The sequence below is a fragment of the Streptomyces sp. NBC_01334 genome, from assembly GCF_035983595.1.
GTDB classification, from domain to species: Bacteria; Actinomycetota; Actinomycetes; order Streptomycetales; family Streptomycetaceae; genus Streptomyces; species Streptomyces coriariae.
The window spans coordinates 9,968,179-9,985,709 of record NZ_CP130718.1 but is presented as its reverse complement, the minus strand read 5'-3'; the positions used below and the strand labels follow the sequence as shown (position 1 = coordinate 9,985,709).

15 protein-coding genes are annotated in these 17,531 nt (G+C 70.5%); 6 read left to right on the top strand and 9 right to left on the bottom strand.

Annotated features, from left to right (window positions below; all coding sequences use genetic code 11):
• Positions 1 to 429 precede the first annotated feature (429 nt).
• Entirely contained in the window at positions 430 to 702 is a 273-nt protein-coding gene (locus OG736_RS44270) for a hypothetical protein (RefSeq protein WP_327180533.1), read from the top strand.
• Between the two features lie 969 nt (positions 703 to 1,671).
• On the opposite strand, the gene OG736_RS44265 is transcribed toward OG736_RS44270, so the two are convergent.
• From OG736_RS44265 to OG736_RS44250, 4 genes are all read right to left on the bottom strand, one after another.
• A complete protein-coding gene (locus OG736_RS44265) occupies positions 1,672 to 1,962 on the bottom strand; it encodes a hypothetical protein (protein WP_327180534.1) in 291 nt (96 codons plus the stop codon).
• Positions 1,963 to 2,038: 76 nt separating this feature from the next.
• Positions 2,039 to 3,295 carry a cytochrome P450 gene (locus OG736_RS44260; RefSeq protein ID WP_327180535.1) on the bottom strand — a complete coding sequence of 419 codons (1,257 nt, stop codon included), beginning with the start codon at positions 3,293 to 3,295 and terminating at the stop codon, positions 2,039 to 2,041.
• Positions 3,296 to 3,329: 34 nt separating this feature from the next.
• Complete coding sequence (locus OG736_RS44255) at positions 3,330 to 4,244, bottom strand: aromatic prenyltransferase (RefSeq protein WP_327180536.1); 915 nt, start codon at positions 4,242 to 4,244, stop codon at positions 3,330 to 3,332.
• Positions 4,245 to 4,273: 29 nt separating this feature from the next.
• Complete coding sequence (locus tag OG736_RS44250) at positions 4,274 to 5,347, bottom strand: polyprenyl synthetase family protein (protein ID WP_327187473.1); 1,074 nt, start codon at positions 5,345 to 5,347, stop codon at positions 4,274 to 4,276.
• Between the two features lie 479 nt (positions 5,348 to 5,826).
• On the opposite strand from OG736_RS44250, the gene OG736_RS44245 reads away from it, so the two are divergent.
• The 4 genes from OG736_RS44245 (at position 5,827) to OG736_RS44230 (ending at position 10,127) form a co-directional block, all read left to right on the top strand.
• Positions 5,827 to 6,726: an aromatic prenyltransferase gene (locus OG736_RS44245; RefSeq protein WP_327180537.1), complete on the top strand. Its 900-nt coding sequence runs from the start codon at positions 5,827 to 5,829 to the stop codon at positions 6,724 to 6,726.
• 281 nt (positions 6,727 to 7,007) lie between these two features.
• Positions 7,008 to 7,475: a TetR/AcrR family transcriptional regulator gene (locus OG736_RS44240; RefSeq protein ID WP_327180538.1), complete on the top strand. Its 468-nt coding sequence runs from the start codon at positions 7,008 to 7,010 to the stop codon at positions 7,473 to 7,475.
• A 72-nt stretch (positions 7,476 to 7,547) separates the two neighbouring features.
• Positions 7,548 to 9,092: a DHA2 family efflux MFS transporter permease subunit gene (locus tag OG736_RS44235; RefSeq protein ID WP_327180539.1), complete on the top strand. Its 1,545-nt coding sequence runs from the start codon at positions 7,548 to 7,550 to the stop codon at positions 9,090 to 9,092.
• A gap of 435 nt (positions 9,093 to 9,527) precedes the next feature.
• Entirely contained in the window at positions 9,528 to 10,127 is a 600-nt protein-coding gene (locus OG736_RS44230) for a hypothetical protein (RefSeq protein ID WP_327180540.1), read from the top strand.
• 252 nt (positions 10,128 to 10,379) lie between these two features.
• Here OG736_RS44230 and OG736_RS44225 read toward each other — a convergent pair whose 3' ends face one another.
• Positions 10,380 to 11,630 carry an AfsR/SARP family transcriptional regulator gene (locus OG736_RS44225; protein ID WP_327180541.1) on the bottom strand — a complete coding sequence of 417 codons (1,251 nt, stop codon included), beginning with the start codon at positions 11,628 to 11,630 and terminating at the stop codon, positions 10,380 to 10,382.
• Between the two features lie 330 nt (positions 11,631 to 11,960).
• Here OG736_RS44225 and OG736_RS44220 point away from each other — a divergent pair, with 330 nt between their 5' ends.
• Positions 11,961 to 12,524, top strand: a complete 564-nt coding sequence (locus OG736_RS44220; protein ID WP_327180542.1) for a GNAT family N-acetyltransferase — start codon at positions 11,961 to 11,963, stop codon at positions 12,522 to 12,524.
• A gap of 260 nt (positions 12,525 to 12,784) precedes the next feature.
• Here the strand turns inward: OG736_RS44220 and OG736_RS44215 are convergent, their stop codons facing one another.
• From OG736_RS44215 to OG736_RS44200, 4 genes are all read right to left on the bottom strand, one after another.
• On the bottom strand, positions 12,785 to 14,371 hold the full coding sequence (locus OG736_RS44215; RefSeq protein ID WP_327180543.1) for a class I adenylate-forming enzyme family protein: 1,587 nt from the start codon (positions 14,369 to 14,371) through the stop codon (positions 12,785 to 12,787).
• A 434-nt stretch (positions 14,372 to 14,805) separates the two neighbouring features.
• Positions 14,806 to 15,801: a class I SAM-dependent methyltransferase gene (locus OG736_RS44210; protein WP_327180544.1), complete on the bottom strand. Its 996-nt coding sequence runs from the start codon at positions 15,799 to 15,801 to the stop codon at positions 14,806 to 14,808.
• Entirely contained in the window at positions 15,798 to 16,955 is a 1,158-nt protein-coding gene (locus OG736_RS44205; protein ID WP_327187476.1) for a DegT/DnrJ/EryC1/StrS family aminotransferase, read from the bottom strand. Before OG736_RS44205 ends, OG736_RS44210 begins: the two co-directional genes overlap by 4 nt.
• Positions 16,956 to 16,982: 27 nt before the next feature.
• The gene (locus OG736_RS44200; RefSeq protein ID WP_327180545.1) at positions 16,983 to 17,525 is read right to left on the bottom strand and encodes a cupin domain-containing protein; all 543 of its coding nucleotides are present in this window, start codon (positions 17,523 to 17,525) and stop codon (positions 16,983 to 16,985) included.
• Positions 17,526 to 17,531 lie beyond the last annotated feature (6 nt).

Below are 17,531 nucleotides of genomic sequence, written 5' to 3'. Positions count from 1 at the left end.
CGGGATGCCCCCGTCATACGGGTATCCCGGCCCCGTCTGCGGCGCAGTCGGGCACCCGTCACGTCGGCGCCGGCCGGTGGGGTGATGCGGATGGCGGCGAGGACGGGGCACCGTCTCGGCGGCGGGCCACCGGATGCGAGGACCATGTTGCTGGGCGTGCAGGGCGCCGAGCCGTCTACGCGGCATCGGGCCTTCGGTATGCGGTCACGGCCGTCGTCCTGCCGGCCGCACACCTACGCAGCCAGGAATGAATGAACGGGACAGCCGCAGACGTTGCAACGCGTCCGGGCTGCGGGATCAGGAGGTTCTACGGCACAAAGCCAAAAAGGTTGAAGCCTTTAGTGAATGGGATACACCCAAGTGGCGTACCGCTGCGTCCGGAGTGACGATAGGAACTGACCCTCAGACATACCGGAAGGGGATATGGAGATGGCGGTTCTTGATGTGGGCTGGCTGACCATCGGCCCTAACAGCTCCGGCAGTTGGTTCAACCACGGCTACACGGCCCAGGACTCAGTGCACTACAGCATCGTGGTTTATGGAGTCGGCGGCTTCCCCACGCCCTTGGGGAAAGCAACGCTCACACAGGGCGAGGCATACGAGCATGTCGATGGCACAAAGGCCTACAAGGTGTACGTACAGAACAATGCACCGTTCAACTCTGTCAATGTCCACATCCTCGCTCAGGTCGAGTCCCTCTGAGGATCCGTGACTGGCTGAAAGGCGCGAAGTGCCATGGCAACTGTGCGGGTTTCAATCGTTCACGATGACACGGGGAAAGTCGTGTCGGTATCACGCCCCGCAGAGGGCGCGAACGTAATTGTGCAGAGCGGGGAAGGGCAGTCTGTGCTCGAAACGGAGGTCGACGAAGAAGGCATCCATGACCTGGTGGCCGGGAAGCACCTGGTCGATGCCGAGAACAAGAGGATCGTCGAGAACACCCCGTGACGCACGGGTGCATGGGCCCGATCGAAATAGCAGGGGGCCGGGCCACCCTTGCGGTCACTGCGCCAAGCCGGGTGGCCCGGTCGGTGTGATCGTTTCCGGCGGGAACGATCACCGGAACATCTTTGACGGAGCCTCAAGAAGTGGCGCCGGCACGGATCCTCAACTCTCCGGCTACGGCCTACGTGGGGCCTATGTGCTTCCCTGAAGCGACCGCTCGACGAAGCAAATTGGAGGCCGCCCGGGCTGCCGGCGTGAGTGAGCGCGTGGTCTCGTACCGCGCGAGTCTGGGTGTCCTGGAGCGGCCGCAGGTCACCTTCGAGGGCGTCCGCTGCCCCGGGTGTCCGAGTTCGCGGCACTGCGGAGCGCCTTCGGTGTGCCACCCCACCGGCACGTCGAGGTCACTCGCACGATGCCCGGCCCCGGACCGAACCCGGTTGCCGCGCACCGAAAGGGGGGTCCCGACCGCAGAAATACCGCCTGTGCGCACGCAGTTGCCGAGGCTCGGCTGCCGGCAGCGGTGCGGGCTCGGCGGCGGGTCGGGCCGTCTGCGGCGCAGCTGTTCACCCTCATGTCGGCGCCGGCCGTGGGGTGGGGTGATGCGGATGGCGGCGAGGACGGGTCACCGTCTCGGATGCGCGGCCGTCCCCGGGTCCGGTGCGGCCGCAGGGGCGGTGTCCGTGACGCCGTTCTCGTCTCCCCGGGCCGCCGGCCGGTCGTCGGTCGTCAGTGGCGGTCCCGGTCGGTCGTCGCGTCGTCAGGGTCGTGGGCGGCGTACACCGCGAGGAAGGCGGCGAGTGCGTGCACCGTTGCGCCGGTCGGGCCGAGGGCGGTGAGCGGGACGCCGTGGCGCAGTCCGGCCGACAGTCTGCTGTGCGCGCGCAGCGCGGCGGCCGCCAGGGGGGCGTGCTGCGGGCGGTGGGCGTGGCCGGGGCCGGTGCCTGCCATGGAGCGGGCCTCGGCCCCGGCCCGGGAGGTGATCTCGGCTGTCCGTGCGTGTGTCGTCAAGGTCGCCATGGCGGCACTCCTCGGCTTGTCGGGGCGCGCGGTCGGAGAGGGCGTGGAGCGTGGGTGTGGTCGAGGGAGGGGCGGGCTAGCGCGGCTGGGGGAGCATGTGCAGGCGTTGCGGGTGCAGTGTGGTGTGCGCCGCGGCGCGGACCCGGGTGCCGGGCGGGAGGGTCAGCTGCCATTCGCGGGCCACCGCGCCGAGCAGGATCTCGAGTTCCTTCCAGGCGAACGCCTCTCCGACGCATCCGCGGGCGCCGGCGCCGAAGGGGATGTAGGACGCGTCCAGCGCGGTCGGCCTGAGGGAGAGCCAGCGGTCCGGGTCGAGGCGGTGGGGGTGCGGATAGCGGTCGGGGTCTCTGTGCAGCAGGTAGGAGCTGAACATCACGTGTGTGCCCGCGGGGAGGGCGTGCTCGCCGAGCGTGACGTCGGAGAGGGTCTTGCGGCAGGTGATCCATACGGGCGGGTAGAGCCGCAGTACCTCCATCAGGAAGCGCAGGGCGTAGCCGGGCGGGCCCTGCCCGTGGCCGGGGCGGACGCCCGCGCCCGTGGCCGTGCCCGGGTGCGCGGCCGTGGTCTGTGCCAGGTCCTTGAGGACCTTCTCCTCGACCAGGGGGTCCTCGGCGAGCAGGTACAGGGCCCAGGACATCACCGAGGCGGTGGTGACGGTGGCCGCGGTCAGCATCATGACGGCCTCGTCGCAGATCTGATCGGCGCTCAGGGCGGCGGTGCCGTCGGGCCCGGTGTCCGCCAGCAGCGCCGAGAGGTGGTCGCCGCTCGCGGCCGGGGAGCCGAGCCGGCCGGCGACGCACGAGGCGAGCAGCGTGCGGAAGCCGGTGAACGCCCCGGCCAGCCGCTGGGAGGGCCGCGGTGAGCGGGCCGCCTTGCCGTACAGCGGCTTTCTGATCATTTCCCAGGACAGGGCCGCGAGGTGTGCGCCGAGGACGTTCGAGGTCTCGCGCGGCAGCGCGCCGAAGAGGGTGTTCAGCGCGATGCCGCTGGCCGCCCGGCACATCTCGGCCTGGACGTCGACGGGTTGTCCGGGACGCCACAGGGCCGCCGTGTCCCGGGCGATCTCCTCCATGACCGGGGCGTGGCCGGCGACCGCGGTGGTGCGCAGGTAGGGGTGGGCCAGTCGCCGGTAGTGCCGGTGCAGGGCGTCGTCCTGGGCGAGCAGCCCCGCCCTGCTGAGGATCCTGGCCTTCTGGAAGAGCTCGCCCTTGGTGTAGTGCTTGCCGTCCTTGACGAGGATGCGGCGCACCAGGGCCGCGTCCGTGACGAACTCGGCGCTCGCACCGTCCACCGAGACGGTGCGCAGCGGGTGGCCGCGCAGGAGACGCTCCATGCGGTGGAAGCGGAACTCGGCGGGGCCGCTCGCGCTACGCGGCGTCGGCGGCATGGTCGATCGACGGCATCAGGTCCAGCCGGCTGCGCGCCTGGAAGCGGTAGTACTGCTGGAGTTTGTAGTACTCCTCGCCCGACGAGGTCATGGCCGCGTACACCATCTTGGGGTCGTCGCCGCCGTAGGCGACGCTGTTGAGGAAGTGCTCGATCTTGGGGCCGAGCCGGGCGGGCAGCGCCAGCGGGTCGCGGGTTTTCACGCTGAAGGCGATGCGTTCGATGTCCGGGGAGTTCCAGCTCAGGGTGGCGTAGAAGCCGAAGGACTTCTCGCAGAACCTGAGCATCTGCTCGCTGGGGTCGGGCATGCCGGTGGCGCGGTGCATCGCCAGGACCTCGGAGGGCCGGCGCAGGTGGTCGGGGAATCCGGTGAAGTACAGGTTGACGGTGTTGTTGCGGTAGTCGATCGCGACGACGTCTATCTTGTCGGCCAGGCCGCGGTCGGCGAAGAAGGCGAAGTTCTCGGCGAGGCTCGGGGGCATGGAGGGCAGGTCGCGCAGTTCGGCGAGGCTCTGGCTGTGGCCGCCGGGGAAGTACACCCAGATCTTGCGGAAGCCGCCGACGATTCCGAAGTCGATGCCGTAGCTGTCGATGGGGCAGTGTTGCTGGATGTCGGAGAGCAGGGTCTCCGCGGGGCGGCCGGTGCTGGTGATGAAGCCGTGGTCGCGGGCGCGCAGGTAGGGGTCGACGTGCCGCGGGATGGTGAAGCGGCAGTCGAACTCCCCTTCGTGGCGGGCGTTGGTCGCCACCCGGAAGGCGATGATGGCCTGCGGGATGACGTCCTCGAACGCCTCGAGGACGGGCCAGACCTTCTCGCGTGAGCAGGCCACGTCGATGAGTCCCGCCGATTCCTCGACACCGGCGAAGAGGTCCGCCAGCTGCGTGGTTTCCGACATTCTTCCTCCAACTGTCGTACGGGGGCGGGTCACTTGTCGCGGTAGGCCACGCGCAGGGCCATGTTCGCCAGTTCGCCGCGCCACACCGGGTCGAGGGGGGCGTCGGCGATGGCCGCGCGGCCCTGCTCGACGAGGGAGGCGATGTGGCGTTCGACGTCCTCGGGGACGCCGGTGTCCAGCAGGCGGCGGCGTATCTCGTCGGGGGTGTGTCCCGGCTCGGTGATGAGGTCGCGGATGTGGGCGTCGCGCTGCATGGCCCAGCCCAGCAGGAGGGTCATCTTGTGCTGGCTGAAGTCGAGGCCGGCCGTCTTGCCGGTCTGGGCGGAGTCGCCGAACGCGTCCAGCAGGTCGTCGCGGAGCTGGAAGGCCTCGCCGACCGCCTCGCCGTACTCCGCGAGGGCGGGGGCGAGGTCGGCGCGGCCCGCCGCGCTCGCGCCGACGACCAGGGGGCGGTGGATGGTGTAGCGGCCGGACTTGATCAGGGCGATCAGCCGGGAGAGGTCGGGGTCGACGCTGAACTCGGCGGCCGCGGCGACGTCCATGTACTGGCCGATCATCACCTCGGAGCGCAGGCGGTGCCATTCGGTGAAGGCGCCGGAGGGGGCGGTGGACATCAGCTCGTCGGAGTAGACCAGTGCGAGGTCGCCGACGAGGAGGGCGACGCCCTCGCCGAACCGGCGGGACTCGCCCTGCCAGCCGCGTGTGCGGTGCAGCGTGGAGTGCAGGAGGTGGACGGCGGGCTTGCCGCGCCGGGTGCGGGAGTCGTCCAGGACGTCGTCGTGGACGAGGGCGGAGATGTGCAGCAGTTCCAGGGCCGCGGCCGCGTCGATGACGGCGGGGTCGTCGGGGTCGCCGCCTGCGGCGAGGTAGCCGGTGAGGCAGAAGGCCGGGCGGACGAGTTTGCCGCCGGCGGTGGCGAGGTCGGACAGCGCGTCGATGGCGACGACGGCGTGTGCGTGCACCTGGGCGTAGCGGGCGCGTTCGGCGGCGAGGAAGGAGCTCAGCCGGTCCTCGACGCGCTGGAGCAGGTCCTCGACGGTGCGCCGTGCGGAGGCGGCGGGCTCCTGGTCGGTGGCGGCCCGGCGGGTCACTGCAGTGGTCACGACACATCTCCTTGGACGGGGCTGGTGCGCTGGGGCGCAGACACGGCGGGGGGTGGCTTGCGTCAGCGTGCGTGGTGCGGCTGCAGCGGAGGTGGAGCCTGCTTGGAGCGGAATCCGAGCGGGACGGCACGGAGCAGGTGGTTCCTGCTCCGTGCCGGCGCCGGCACCGCGGTCCCGGAGAGCGCCGTCGGGGCCGCAGTGCCCCCGGGCAGGTGGCCGGGGGTGGGGCGGCGCGGGTCGTGCGTCCCGCTCGCCGGCCGGTCGGGGTGCGCTGAGGCAGCGTCCAGCCGTTCCTCTTCGGCGACCTGGCCGACCGTTGCACTCCGGCGACCTGGCCGGCGGTCCTCGGCGGACGCGGGCTGCGCCGGCTCACCCGGGCCCGATGGTCGTACAAGCCTCAAGCGCCAAGCCGTCGCCAAGCGGGGTGAGCGACGGTGGTGGCGCATGCCGCACTTATAGGCTGACCCTTGGAGGAGCTCATGCCAGAACCCGCTGGATTGGATAAGGTCTATTCGGCGGTTGCGGAAACGGCCCGGCTGCTGAACGTGCCTTGTTCGCCCGACCAGGTGTCCCCGGCCGTGAAGGCATTCGGAGACGAACTCCCCGGAGCCCACATAGTTTTCAGCATGGCGGCCGGTGAACAGCACCGAGGAGAGCTCGACTTCGACTTCTCGCTGACTCCCAAGGGCCTGGATCCCTATGCCACCGCGCTGGCGAACGGTCTCATCGAGGAGACGGACCATCCCGTCGGCTCACTGCTGGCGGAGATCCAGGCGCGCTGCGCCATAGCCAGTTACGGCGTCGAGTACGGCATCGTCGGCGGCTTCAAGAAGTCCTATGCGTTCTTCCCGCTCGACGACTTCCCGCCGCTGGCGAAGTTCGCCGGTATTCCGTCCATGCCGCCCGGCCTTGCCGAGCACGTGGACACGCTGACGAGCCTCGGCCTGGACGACAAGGTGTCGGCCATCGGCATCAACTACGCCAAGCGCACGCTGAACGTGTACCTCGCCGTGGCAGCGGTCCGGACGGAGACCAAGCTCGCGCTGCTGCGCGCGTTCGGGTTCGCGGAGCCGGACGCTTCGGTCGCCGAGTTCGTCAAGCGGTCGTTCTCGGTGTACCCCACCATCGGCTGGGACTCCTCGGCGGTCGAGCGCATCTGCTTCTCCGTCAAGACGCAGAACCCGGGAGAGCTTCCCGCTCCCTTCCACCCGGAGATCGAGACGTTCGCGAACGGCGTGCCCCACGCGTACGAAGGCGGCCGCGAGTTCGTCTCCGCCGTCGCGCTGGCACCGTCCGGCCAGGCGTACTACAAGCTCGCCGCCTACTACCAGAAGGCGCGCGAGGCCTCGAACGCCGCTTTCGCCGCCACATCGAACTGACAGCGCGTCATGAGCCGGCCGCCGGCCTCACATCCGCTCCGGCGGGCGGCACGTCGTACAGCCGGTCCGCGAACGGGTCTTTTTTTGTGGCGCGTCGAACGCCGAGTCCGGCGGCGGTGACTGAATCACACCGGTTCGCCGGAAAGTCTCAGCTGCCAGAAATCTCAGACCGCGGCGGTGGCCTGAGGTTTCGTGAATTCAAGCGCCTTTCAAGTCTGCTGCAAGCGGGACGGGCGACCATACCCGCGAAAAGCCAAGGTTTTCACCCGGAAGGTAAACACATGTCTACAGCCACTGAAGTGGAAGAAGCGTCCGCCATCATCACCGCCTACGGGCAGGCATTCGCCAAGGCCGGCGCGGCGGCCTACCACGGGCCGCGCGAGAAGCTCGCCGAGAACATCGTCCGGCTCACCCTGGAATTCTTCGAGGACCCCGAGTGGCAGCCGCAGCTCCTGCAGGCCCTGCGGACCGCGACCACCGGCAAAGAGGGCGCGGAGCCGATGCGCAACCTCTTCTCCGCCCAGGTCTTCGCGCAGGCGGGCACGGCACTCAACGAGGACCCGCTGAGCATCGACGAGCTCGCGGGCAAGCTCAGCATCAAGGCGATCCACATCAACGCGTCGGCCGCGCAGCTGTGGGGCGTGTTCCTGATGCGTTACGTCCTGGGCGTGGAGCCGATCGCTTCGGCGTCGGTGGACGAGATCGTCGAGCTCCTCGCACCCACCGTCGAGCGCTACATCGTCGGCTAGCGACAACACCGGCCAGCGGAAGAACCAGCGGAAGGAACCGTCCAGCCCCGGATCGGGAGGACAACTAACGTCATGAGTACCCTCAAAGAATCACGAGACCAGGCCGGCGGCCCCACCGCCGGCGACCCCCGGCGCTGGAAAGCGCTGGCTGTACTCACCGCGGTGCAGTTCATGCTCATGCTCGACGTCACCGTGGTGAACATCGCGCTCCCCAACATCCAGACCGACCTCGGTTTCTCCACCGAGGGGCTCGCCTGGGTGGTCAACGGCTATCTGCTGATGGCCGCCGGATTCCTGCTGCTGGGCGGGCGCGTCGCCGACCTGCTCGGCCGCCGCAAGGTCTTCGTGGCAGGCGTCCTGCTCTTCGGCGTTTCCTCGATCATGTGCGGTGCCGCGAACACCCCCGGTCTCCTCGTCGCCGGCCGCTTCCTCCAGGGATTCGGTGAGGCGCTCGCGGCACCGGCCGCGCTCGGCCTCATCGCCGTGCTGTTCACCGACGCCAAGGAGCGGGCGAAGGCCCTGGGGATCTGGGGCGGACTGGCGGCGCTCGGCGGGGCGGTCGGCTCGGTCGTCGGCGGTCTGGTGACCGACTTCATCGACTGGCGCTGGGTCTTCTACATCAACATCCCCATCGTGGTGCTGGCGCTGCTGGTGATCCCGCGCCTGATGCCGGAGAGCCGGATGGCCCGCCGCGAGGGGCAGCGACTGGACGCCCTCGGGGCGCTCACCACCACCGCCGGCCTCGTGGGCGTCGTCTACGGCCTGCTGGAGGCCGCCGACAACCCGTGGGGCTCCTCGCACGTGCTGCTGCCGCTGCTGGGCGGAATCGCCGCACTGGTCTTCACGGCCGTGTGGGAGTCGCGGGTGCCCGAACCGATGATCCCCCTGCGGTTCTTCAAGAACCGCACGCGGGTGACGAGCAACGTCGTGAGCATGATGTCGTTCGCGTCGTTCTACACCTACGCCTTCGTGGCCACCCTGTACCTCCAGCAGGTGCTGCACTACTCGCCGATGGAGACGGGTCTGGCCTACATCCCCCTCACCATCGCGACGGGCCTCGGCATGGGCGTGTCCACCGCGCTGATGCCCCGCATCGGCGTCAAGCCCATCGTGGTCATCGCCTTCTTCGGCAGCGCGCTGGGCCAGTTCATCGCCGCCAGCGGCTTCGCTCCCGACGCCAGCTACGTCGGCGGGGTCATGCCCGGTCTCGTCGTGTTCGCCCTGTTCAACGGCATGGGCTTCCCCGTCCTGATCAACGGCGGCCTGCACGAGGTCACCGGGCAGGACGCGGGACTGGCCTCCGGGGTGCAGACCTCGATGCAGCAGATCGGCGCGGCCCTCGGCCTCGCGACCCTGGTGCCCATCGCCCTGCGCTACGTCACCGACCACGCGGCCGACGGCAACCCCGCCACGGTCGCCTCCGACGCCTTCGCGCTCGCGCTGTACGTCGCCGCGGGTGTACTGGCTGCCGCGGGTCTGATCGCCCTGCTCCTGCTCGGAAAGGTGAGCGCCGAGAAGCGCGACGCGCACGCCGAGGCCGCCGAAGTGCTGGCGGAAGAGCCCGCCCCCGCTCCGGCGCCCACTACGGCGCCCTCCCCCGAGGCCGCCAAGGCATGACCGGGGCCTGACCCCACAACAAGTCGACGCACCATCCCCGGTCCGGGGGTGGTGCGTCGTGCTGTGCGCCGCGCCCGGCGAGCCGTCCAGGCCGCCCGCGCGCGCCGCGGGCTCGGTGCCTACGTGACGGCCGCCGGGGCGCGGCCCGGCCCGGATTCCGGGTGCACCGCGCGTTCCGGCCGGCCTGCGCCGGCGCCCGTCCTGCGAGGCCGGCGCTCTCGCCCTCCGGGGCGGACTTCCAGAACCCGCTCCGGGGGCTGCAGTTCCTCACGGCGAGCCCGTCGGCGGGTACGGACCAGGGGCGCGGTGAACCCGTGCGGGCAAGGGGCAGCGGGAACCGCTGTGGCGCCGGATCAGCGTGCCTGTGCGAAACCGGCAGGCGCCCCAGGGGCGGGTCATGAGAGGGTGCGGTTCGATCCGGCACGGGGGGGAGTATTGGGGCTGATCTACAGCTACGACATGTACCTGCGTCCCCGCAACGTCGCCAGGACGTTGACCTGTCTGGCGGAGCTGGCGCCACCGAGTCCTGCCGTGCCGCCGCTCGAGATCACACTGCCCGGCGGTGACCGGCTCGCCCTGCCGTTCACGTCCCACTTCAGGAGCGATCCGGTCGACTGCTCCCTGAGCGGCACGCTCGAGCTCGACACGTCCCTCATGTTCGACGCCGACGACGCCCTGCGCGAGTACGCGCAGACGGACGGCCCTGAACCTGAGGCGGACGGGCGCGTCCGGATCGGCTACGTCTACGCGACGGTCCGGTTCGAGTCCTCCCTGCACCCCGGTTACGCGTCGGTGGAATGCTGGGCGGCGACGTCGTCGATGAGCCGCTTGTTCGCGCGGTCGGCCAGTATCAGGAAGGTGTTCACCGACCTCACCGCAGCCGGCGGCGGAGTGTGCTGCCTGTTCGACACCGGTGACGGCGGCCCCGAGCAGGTGTGCTGGCTCAACGGTGAAACCACCCAGGAGATGGTGCCCGGCCCCCGCTTTCCGGATCGGCGAGCCCTGGTGGCGACCTGGTCCGACCTCGAGAGCTGAGCACCGGCGGCCCCTGGCCAGGCCCGCCCGACGGGACCTCCCAGTGCAGTCTTCCCGGCGGGGCAAGTCCGTTCATGCCTCGGTCGCCGCCCATGGCGGGTTCCCCCCGGGACCGATCGCGGTCAAGACCGGGTCAGGAGCTCTCAGAGGCACAGCTGGAGCCCGAACTCCCGCAGAGCAGGGGGCTTGGTACCGCCCCCGCCCGGCCGGGCCGCGGGTGCGCGGCCCGGCGCGGGTGTGCGCCGCGTGCGGCTACAGCTCCGCCGGCAGGGGTGAGCGCAGGAAGTCGCCCCGCGGCAGCAACCCGTGATGGGCGGGCTGACGGCGGACGCTCCAGTGCGGTCCGCGCTGATCCGGCAGCGCCGCGGGGCGCCGGGCCGGCCTGGTGTCCGTCCGGGGCTGCGGTCGCCAGTCCAGGGACGGCGCGTGGTTGAGTATCTGCTCCTCCAGCAGCTGCAGCGCCGGCCGCGGATCGATCCCCAACTCCTTTGCCAGCCAACGCTGGTTGGTGCGCAGCACCGCCAGCGCGTCGACCTGTCGGCCCGCCCGGTAGAGCGCCAGGCTCAGCAGTTCGCAGCCGTATTCACGCAAGGGGTGGTCCTGGACGAAGGCCTCCAGTTCGGCCGCCGCGATCTCGTGGGCGCCGGCCGCGAGCAGGGCCGCGCAGCGTCCCTCGACCACCGACAGCCGCAGCTCCTCCAGCCGTGCCACGTCAGGCCGCACACAGTCGGTGTCCGCCACCTCGGCGTAGGCCGGCCCGCGCCACAGCGCCAGCGCCCCCTCGAACTCGTGCACCGCGCTGTGCGGATCGCCCCGGTCCAGGGCCTGCCAGCCGGCGACGGCCCGTTCGCTGAACCGGTGTACGTCGACCTCGACGGCCCGGCTGTCGAGCAGATAGCCGCGTCCGTAGGTGCGCAGCACCGTCGGCTGTGTCCGGGGCGCGCGGCCGGGCTCCAGCACCCGCCGCAGATTGGCGACATACGCGTGGAGCGAGGAGACGGCCGCGGGCGGCGGGTGCCCGGTCCACAGCTCCTCGACGATCACGTCGAAGGCCGTCGGCCGGCCCACCTTGCTGACCAGCAGCGCCAGCAGGGCGCGCTGCTTGGGCGCCCCCAGGTCGACCGGGCGGCCGCCGACGGCGGCCTCGATCGGGCCCAGGGCGCGGAACGCGACCGCGGGGCGCGGTGCGGGCGTCTGCGGCGACCGCTGGCCGGCCCGCCGGGCGTCCTCCGCTCGCCCGGGTGCCGCGGCCGCATTGTTCCGGCCCGCGTTCGCGGCGCCTTTCAGGACGCCGTTCGTGACACCGTTGGTGACGCCGATTCCTGCGACCGTCTGGCCGACCGCCACAATTTCGGAATCGAGTTCGAGCTGCCTGGCCATGCATATCCGCAGCGCCTTGTTGGTGCGGCGAAGCTCTTGTACCTCGCGCTCCAGCTCCGCGATGCGCCACGCATCCGAAGTGCCGGGGCTCGCGATACCGGCATCTAACCTCTCGTTCGCCATCCGTGAACTCTCCATTTCCACGGGCGCATTTCACCTGTCGTGGATTCTGGGCAGGCAATTCCTCGGCCATTGTGCGCGACTTCGGGCGGCGAGGGTCGGCGCGCCTAGCCGGCGCCAATCGAACCTCAAGCCAACTTCAAGGCGTATGGCCGATGATGGAGTGCGGGAAGCGGCGGGGGCCCGGGGCTGATGCGTTCTCAGGCTGCGAGATCGAGAAGTGCGGTGGCGTGACCTGGTGGCGCGTTGCGGCGGCGACACCTCGAGGTTCGCCGACCGTGCTCCGGGTAAAGCCGTTGAACTGCCCGCCCTGCTTTGGACATGATCAACTGTGTGGACACCTATCTGGAGACCGAGCGCCTGGTCCTGCGCCGCTTCACTGCCGGCGACGCGGACCTGCTGATCGAGTTGGACAGCGACGCCGCGGTGATGCGCTATCTGACCGGGGGCCAACCGACCGCCCCGGAGACTGTCCGCGAGCGCCACCTGCCGAACATCATCGCCGGCTACGAGAAGTGGCACGGCGATCTCGGCCTGTTCGCCGCGCACGAGAAGGACGGCGGCGCGTTCATCGGCTGGTTCTGTCTGCGTCCCGAGCCGCAGGGCCCGCCGGACGAGGCCGAACTCGGCTACCGGCTGCGGCAGGCGGCCTGGGGCAAGGGGTATGCCACCGAAGCCTCGCGGGCTCTGCTGGCCAAGGCGTTCACCGGGCTCGGTGTGCGCATGGTCTGGGCCGAGACGATGGCCGTGAACCACCGTTCGCGCAACATCATGGAGAAGCTCGCCATGACGCTCGCGGACACCATCCCCACTCCCCCCGACATGGAGATGGTCGAGGGCTCCGAGCACGGGGGCGTGCGCTACGAGATCACCAAGGAACAGTGGGCACCGCAATAGCCCCTGTGCGGACGGTCGTTGCGCATCCACGCCCGACGTGGCGCGGGCCTTCTCCCCCGGCCGGGCCGCCGTCGTCCCGGGGCGGTCGCGCAGCGTGCCGGCGGCGCCCGGCTCGAGGGTGGTCGGCGGGGTCGTGAACCGCGACGGTCCCGCCATGGGCTGGCGGGACCGGGCGGGTGCGGCCTGCAGGGGGAAGGGGATGCCCCTGCGGGTGAGGGGGATGGCAGCGCCGGGGTGGTGTGCTGATCACCGCTCGCGCTTCACGTCTGCTGCTGGAACTGCTCCTCGAATCGCCGGGCCAGCGCCAGGCGCTGCACCTTCAGCGTGGCGGTCCTGGGCAGCTCGGCCTGCGGGATCTGCACGGGGTCGGCGAGCTGGGGGAACGCGGCGACGGCGGCCCGCCAGCGGTTCAGGTCCAGGGGCTTGTCGTCGACGGTGCAGATCACCGGCACCGGTTCGGAGTTGGGGCCCTGCACCACGACCAGCTCGGTCAGCTCGTGCAGCCGGCCCAGCACGACGTCCTCGATCTCCAGGGAGCTCTTCACCCCGGGGATCATGTCGATCTCCCGGTCGAGCATGTGCAGGCAGCCGAACCTGGTGCGGTAGCCGACGTCCCCGGTGCCCCACCACTGGCCGTCGCGGTTGGCGTCGTAGCGGTCCTGCTCACCGAAGTAGGACTTCGCGATGCCGTCCCAGGCCACCTCGATGGCACCGGGGTTGGTCTCGGAGGGGGGATTGCCGTCCCGGCTGACCACCCGGATCTTCGCGGCGCCCTTCGGCATGGCCCAGCCGACGCAGCGGCCGTTCGCCTTGTGGGCGGAGTGGCGGAAGTAGGCGCGGCCGACGGCCGGGCCGACCTCGCTCTGCCCGTAGATCTGGAAGAACAGGGCTCCGCGCCGGTCGGAGGCGTGGAGCAGCTTGCTCATCGTGCCGGGGTGGATGGCGTCGAAGGTGCTGCTGAAGACCTTCACCGACCCGAACGGCGCCCGCGGGTCCTCGGCGAGTTCCTCCCACTCCATCAGCGAGTTGGGCAGTGCCTCGACGAAGGCCGGCCGGTGCTTGATGAACTGCTCGGCGACCTCGGCGGGGCCCGTCTCCCGCATGAGCAGGACCGGGTACTCCTTGAGCAGCGCCAGGGACATCGCCGCGACCATCCGCGAGTGCACGAAGGGCACGTTGATCGCGACGGTCTCCTTCTTCCGCATCAGCGACAGCAGCCGCCACTGCGGTACGAGGCGGATGCCCTGGGTGCGGGGGGTGTGCACGACGAGCTTGGGAATGCCGGTCGTGCCGGAGGTGTGGGTGATGACGGCGGCCTCGTCGATGGGCCGGACGACCGGCTTGACGCGCGGTGAGCCGGCGAGTCCGGCGAGCCCGATGGCGCCGGGCCGGTCGCCGGCCGAGGTGATGATCCGCCGGGTGAGGTCCGCCAGCGGCACGTCGGCCAGGACGTCGAGCTTGGCGCCGTCGGTGAGCAGGGTCGGCTGGTCGACCCGCTGCAGCAGGACGCCCACGGTCGTGGCGTCCAGGGCCGGTGAGAGGTTCACGACGATCCCGCCGATGCGGGAGATCGCCGCGGCGAGCATCCAGTGGTCGGCGTTGGCCGTCTTGTAGATGACGACCCGCTCGTCGGGCCGGACCCCGGCCGCCCACAGGCGGGCCGCGAGGTCGTCGACGTGATCGGCGTACTGGGCCACCGTCAGACGCCGTCCCGCCTCGGGCAGGACGCCCAGGTCGTGGTCGAGGCTGATCGGGGTCGAGGGGTTGACGGCGGCCGCCATCTCCGGCAGCAGGCCGATGTGAAGACCGCGCTTCTGAATCGAGCGGTAAGCCACGGAGCCCTTCATCGTGGGCTGTCTCCTTTGCGGTGGGCGGTGGGCGGTGGACGTTCAGGCGGTCGACGGCTCGGTGCGGGATGCGGCGTGCAGGATGCGGGGCGGGCCCCGGGAGGGATGTGACGTTCGGTCACATGCCTTTGTGCTCAGAAGCGTTCGTGTCCGAAGGGGTGCGGTCCGGCGGGTGAAGGAAGCCGAGATCCCCTCCCGGTGCGCTCCCCCGCCACCGCCCCGGAGGGCGGCCGGCCGCGGCCGGCGGGCGGGTCGCCGTACGCGGCCCGGGGGCCCTGGCCGTCTCCGGCAGGCAGGGCCCCCGGGCCGGGAGACCTCCCCCACGGCCCGGGAGATCCGCCCGGGTCGGCGGCCGGCCCGATGAGATCCGCGCCGTCCGGGCCGGCGGCGCGGATCTCGTCGGGTCGGCCGGGAGAGGGCCGGCCGGCGGCCTGCTAGCGGGCGATGACCATCGTCGCGGGCGGCGCGGCGTGGAACGAGACGTCCTCGAAGCCTGCCTTGATCAGCCAGTCGTGGTAGTCGGAGCGCCGCCAGGTGCCGCCCTCCTGGCTCTTGAGGAGCATTTCCAGGGCGAACAGCAGCGGGAACGCCGGGGCGCTGCGGTCGTCGTCGACGACGTAGTCGGCGACCACCAGGGCGCCGCCGGGCTTGAGGGCCTTGCGCAGCCGGGTGAAGACCTCGATGTTGCTCTCGGCGTTCTCCTGGTGGGCGATGTGGGAGTAGACCGCGATGTCGTACTCGCCGGTGCCGAAGTCGGTGCTGTGGAAGTCGCCGTTGAGGGTGGTGAAGCGGTCCCCCACTCCGTGTTCGGCGACCAGCCGGTGGGCGATCGCGTTGATCGGCTCCCAGTCGAGCTGGACCGCGCGGGCGGCCGGGTTGGCCTTGAGCCAGATCGACGAGTAGATGCCCGAGCCGCCGCCCACGTCGAGGATGGAGATCTCGCCCGCGTCCTCGATGCCGAGCGCCTCGATGCCGGCTTCCGCGGCCGGGACCGACACCGCGGCGATGGCGGGGACGATGCCCTCCCAGTGCGGGTTGTCGGCCACCTCGGTCTCGCCGCCGGACAGCGGCCCGCCGATGCGGACGACCTCGGGCAGGTCGATGAGGCTGCCGGTGTGCTGCAGCTTCAGCTTGGCGAAGCCGGCCAGGGAGGCGGGCTTGCCTTCGACGAGGAAGGCGGCCGCCTCGGGCGTGTTGCGGTAGCGCCCGTCCTGGAGGACCACCAGTTCCACGCTGACCAGGCCGTCCAGCAGGCCCTGTGCGCCCCGCTCGGAGATCTCGGCGCGGGCGGCGACCTCGGCGGCCGTGCCCGCGCCGTTGTCCAGGTGGGTGAAGACGGCGTGGGTGGCCGCGGCGCCGATGACGCCGGTGTTCCAGTAGCCGTTGATCAGCCTCATCACACCGTCCGGTGCAGGCTGGTTGTTCGTCATGCCGCTCCCTTCAGGGTCCGGGCGGGCTTCGCGTGGGTGCGCAGCGCGCTGCGCAGGACCTCGCTGACCCGCTCGACCTGGCTCATGGTCAGCTCGGCGTGCATGGGTATGCCGAGGTTGCGCTGGAATAGGTCCGCCGAGACCGGGCAGACCTGCTTGGCGTCGAACGCGGGCTGCACATGGCTGGCCCAGGTGCCGTGCAGGGTGCCGATGCCCTTGGCGCGCAGCTCGGTGGCGACGGCCCCGCGGTCGACGGTCGGGTCCAGGGTGACCAGGTAGGACTGCCAGGCGTGGGTGCGGTCGGCCGGTACGTGCGGCACCGTCAGCAGTTCCTCGTCGGCGAAGAGTTCGGCGTAGCGGGCGGCGACGGCGCGCCGGCGCTGCATGAGCTCTTCGATACGGCCGAGCTGGACCTGCAGGATCGCCGCGGCGATGTCGGAGAGTTTGAAGTTGTAGCCGATCTCGGTGAATGCGGGGATCGGCAGGCCGATGACCTGGCCCATGTCGAAGATGCTGCCGATGCCGAACGACGACAGCTGGCGTGCCTTCGCGCCGATGGCCGGGTCGGTGGAGATGAGGGCGCCGCCCTCGCCGCTGGTGGCGCCCTTGCGTCCGTGGAAGGACAGACAGGCCACCTCGGCCAGTGCGCCCGCTTCGCGTCCCTGGTAGGTCGCGCCGACCGCGCAGGCGGCGTCCTCGACGAGGAACAGCCCGTGCCGGTCGGCGATGGCCTGCAGGGGTGCGTAGTCCGCGGGCAGGCCGACGGTGTCGACGGCGATGATGCCGACGGTGCGGGGGGTGACGAGGTCCGCCACCGACTGCGGGTCCACGGTGCCGGTGTCGGCGCGCACGTCGGCGAAGACGGGCGTGCCGCCGACGTAGCGCACCGCGTGGGCGGGGGCGGGGAAGGTGTAGTCGGCGACGATGACCTCGTCGCCCGGCTGCACGCCGAACGCGAGCATCGCCAGGTGCAGGGCGGCGCCGCAGTTGCTGACCGCGACCGCGTCACCGGCTGCGTACCGTTGCTTCAGCTGGGCCTCGAGGGCCTTGCCCTTCGGTCCCTGGCCGGCCGGCCATCCCGAGGCGAACACCTCGGCGACGGCGGCCAGCTCCTTCTCCCCCAGGCTCGCGAAAACCAGGGGGATCTTTTCGATGTCACTCATCTCTGTTTACGCTCCGCGCTATTCGGAGGACTGGGGATCGAGAAGGACAGGCGGTTCGTAGCGCTGTGGCGTGATCTGGCTGACGTCATAGCGCTTGCGCATCTCGTCGATGGCGTCGGGGTTGATCCCGCCGGCCGCCCAGATCTCCGCGATCTCCTCGAAGTACCGCTCGTGAACGGGCGACGGATAGCACTGGAAGAGCATCCGCGCCGGTTTGTCGGAGGCGTTCCTGAAGGCATGCGGAGTTCCGGGTGGCACGAACATGGAGGCACCTTCGGTGGCACGGACGACCTTGTCCCCGCCGGGCGACTCCCATTCGTGCCAGTCCTGTGCGGTGCGCCGGGCCGGCTCGAAAGCCAGGAGCTGCAGCTCCCCCTCCAGGACGTAGAAGAACTCCTGGGCATCGCTGTGGACATGCGCCCCGACATCGAACCCGGGCGGTACGACCACCTCGAAGATCGATATGGAGGAGCCGTGCTCCTTTGTGGCCTTGAAGGTCACTTCCTGCGCCTTGGTGATCAGCTTTCGCCCCTGACCGGGCGGGAGGATGAGGCCAGTCATGTGGTC

What these genes read in the sequence shown, in the direction of transcription:
- OG736_RS44270 (WP_327180533.1), top strand. Translation starts at nt 430, where the DNA reads ATGGCGGTTCTTGATGTGGGCTGGCTGACCATCGGCCCTAACAGCTCC.
- OG736_RS44265 (WP_327180534.1), bottom strand. Translation starts at nt 1,962, where the DNA reads ATGGCGACCTTGACGACACACGCACGGACAGCCGAGATCACCTCCCGG.
- OG736_RS44260 (WP_327180535.1), bottom strand. Translation starts at nt 3,295, where the DNA reads ATGGAGCGTCTCCTGCGCGGCCACCCGCTGCGCACCGTCTCGGTGGAC.
- OG736_RS44255 (WP_327180536.1), bottom strand. Translation starts at nt 4,244, where the DNA reads ATGTCGGAAACCACGCAGCTGGCGGACCTCTTCGCCGGTGTCGAGGAA.
- OG736_RS44245 (WP_327180537.1), top strand. Translation starts at nt 5,827, where the DNA reads ATGCCAGAACCCGCTGGATTGGATAAGGTCTATTCGGCGGTTGCGGAA.
- OG736_RS44240 (WP_327180538.1), top strand. Translation starts at nt 7,008, where the DNA reads ATGTCTACAGCCACTGAAGTGGAAGAAGCGTCCGCCATCATCACCGCC.
- OG736_RS44235 (WP_327180539.1), top strand. Translation starts at nt 7,548, where the DNA reads ATGAGTACCCTCAAAGAATCACGAGACCAGGCCGGCGGCCCCACCGCC.
- OG736_RS44225 (WP_327180541.1), bottom strand. Translation starts at nt 11,630, where the DNA reads ATGGCGAACGAGAGGTTAGATGCCGGTATCGCGAGCCCCGGCACTTCG.
- OG736_RS44215 (WP_327180543.1), bottom strand. Translation starts at nt 14,371, where the DNA reads ATGAAGGGCTCCGTGGCTTACCGCTCGATTCAGAAGCGCGGTCTTCAC.
- OG736_RS44210 (WP_327180544.1), bottom strand. Translation starts at nt 15,801, where the DNA reads ATGACGAACAACCAGCCTGCACCGGACGGTGTGATGAGGCTGATCAAC.
- OG736_RS44200 (WP_327180545.1), bottom strand. Translation starts at nt 17,525, where the DNA reads ATGACTGGCCTCATCCTCCCGCCCGGTCAGGGGCGAAAGCTGATCACC.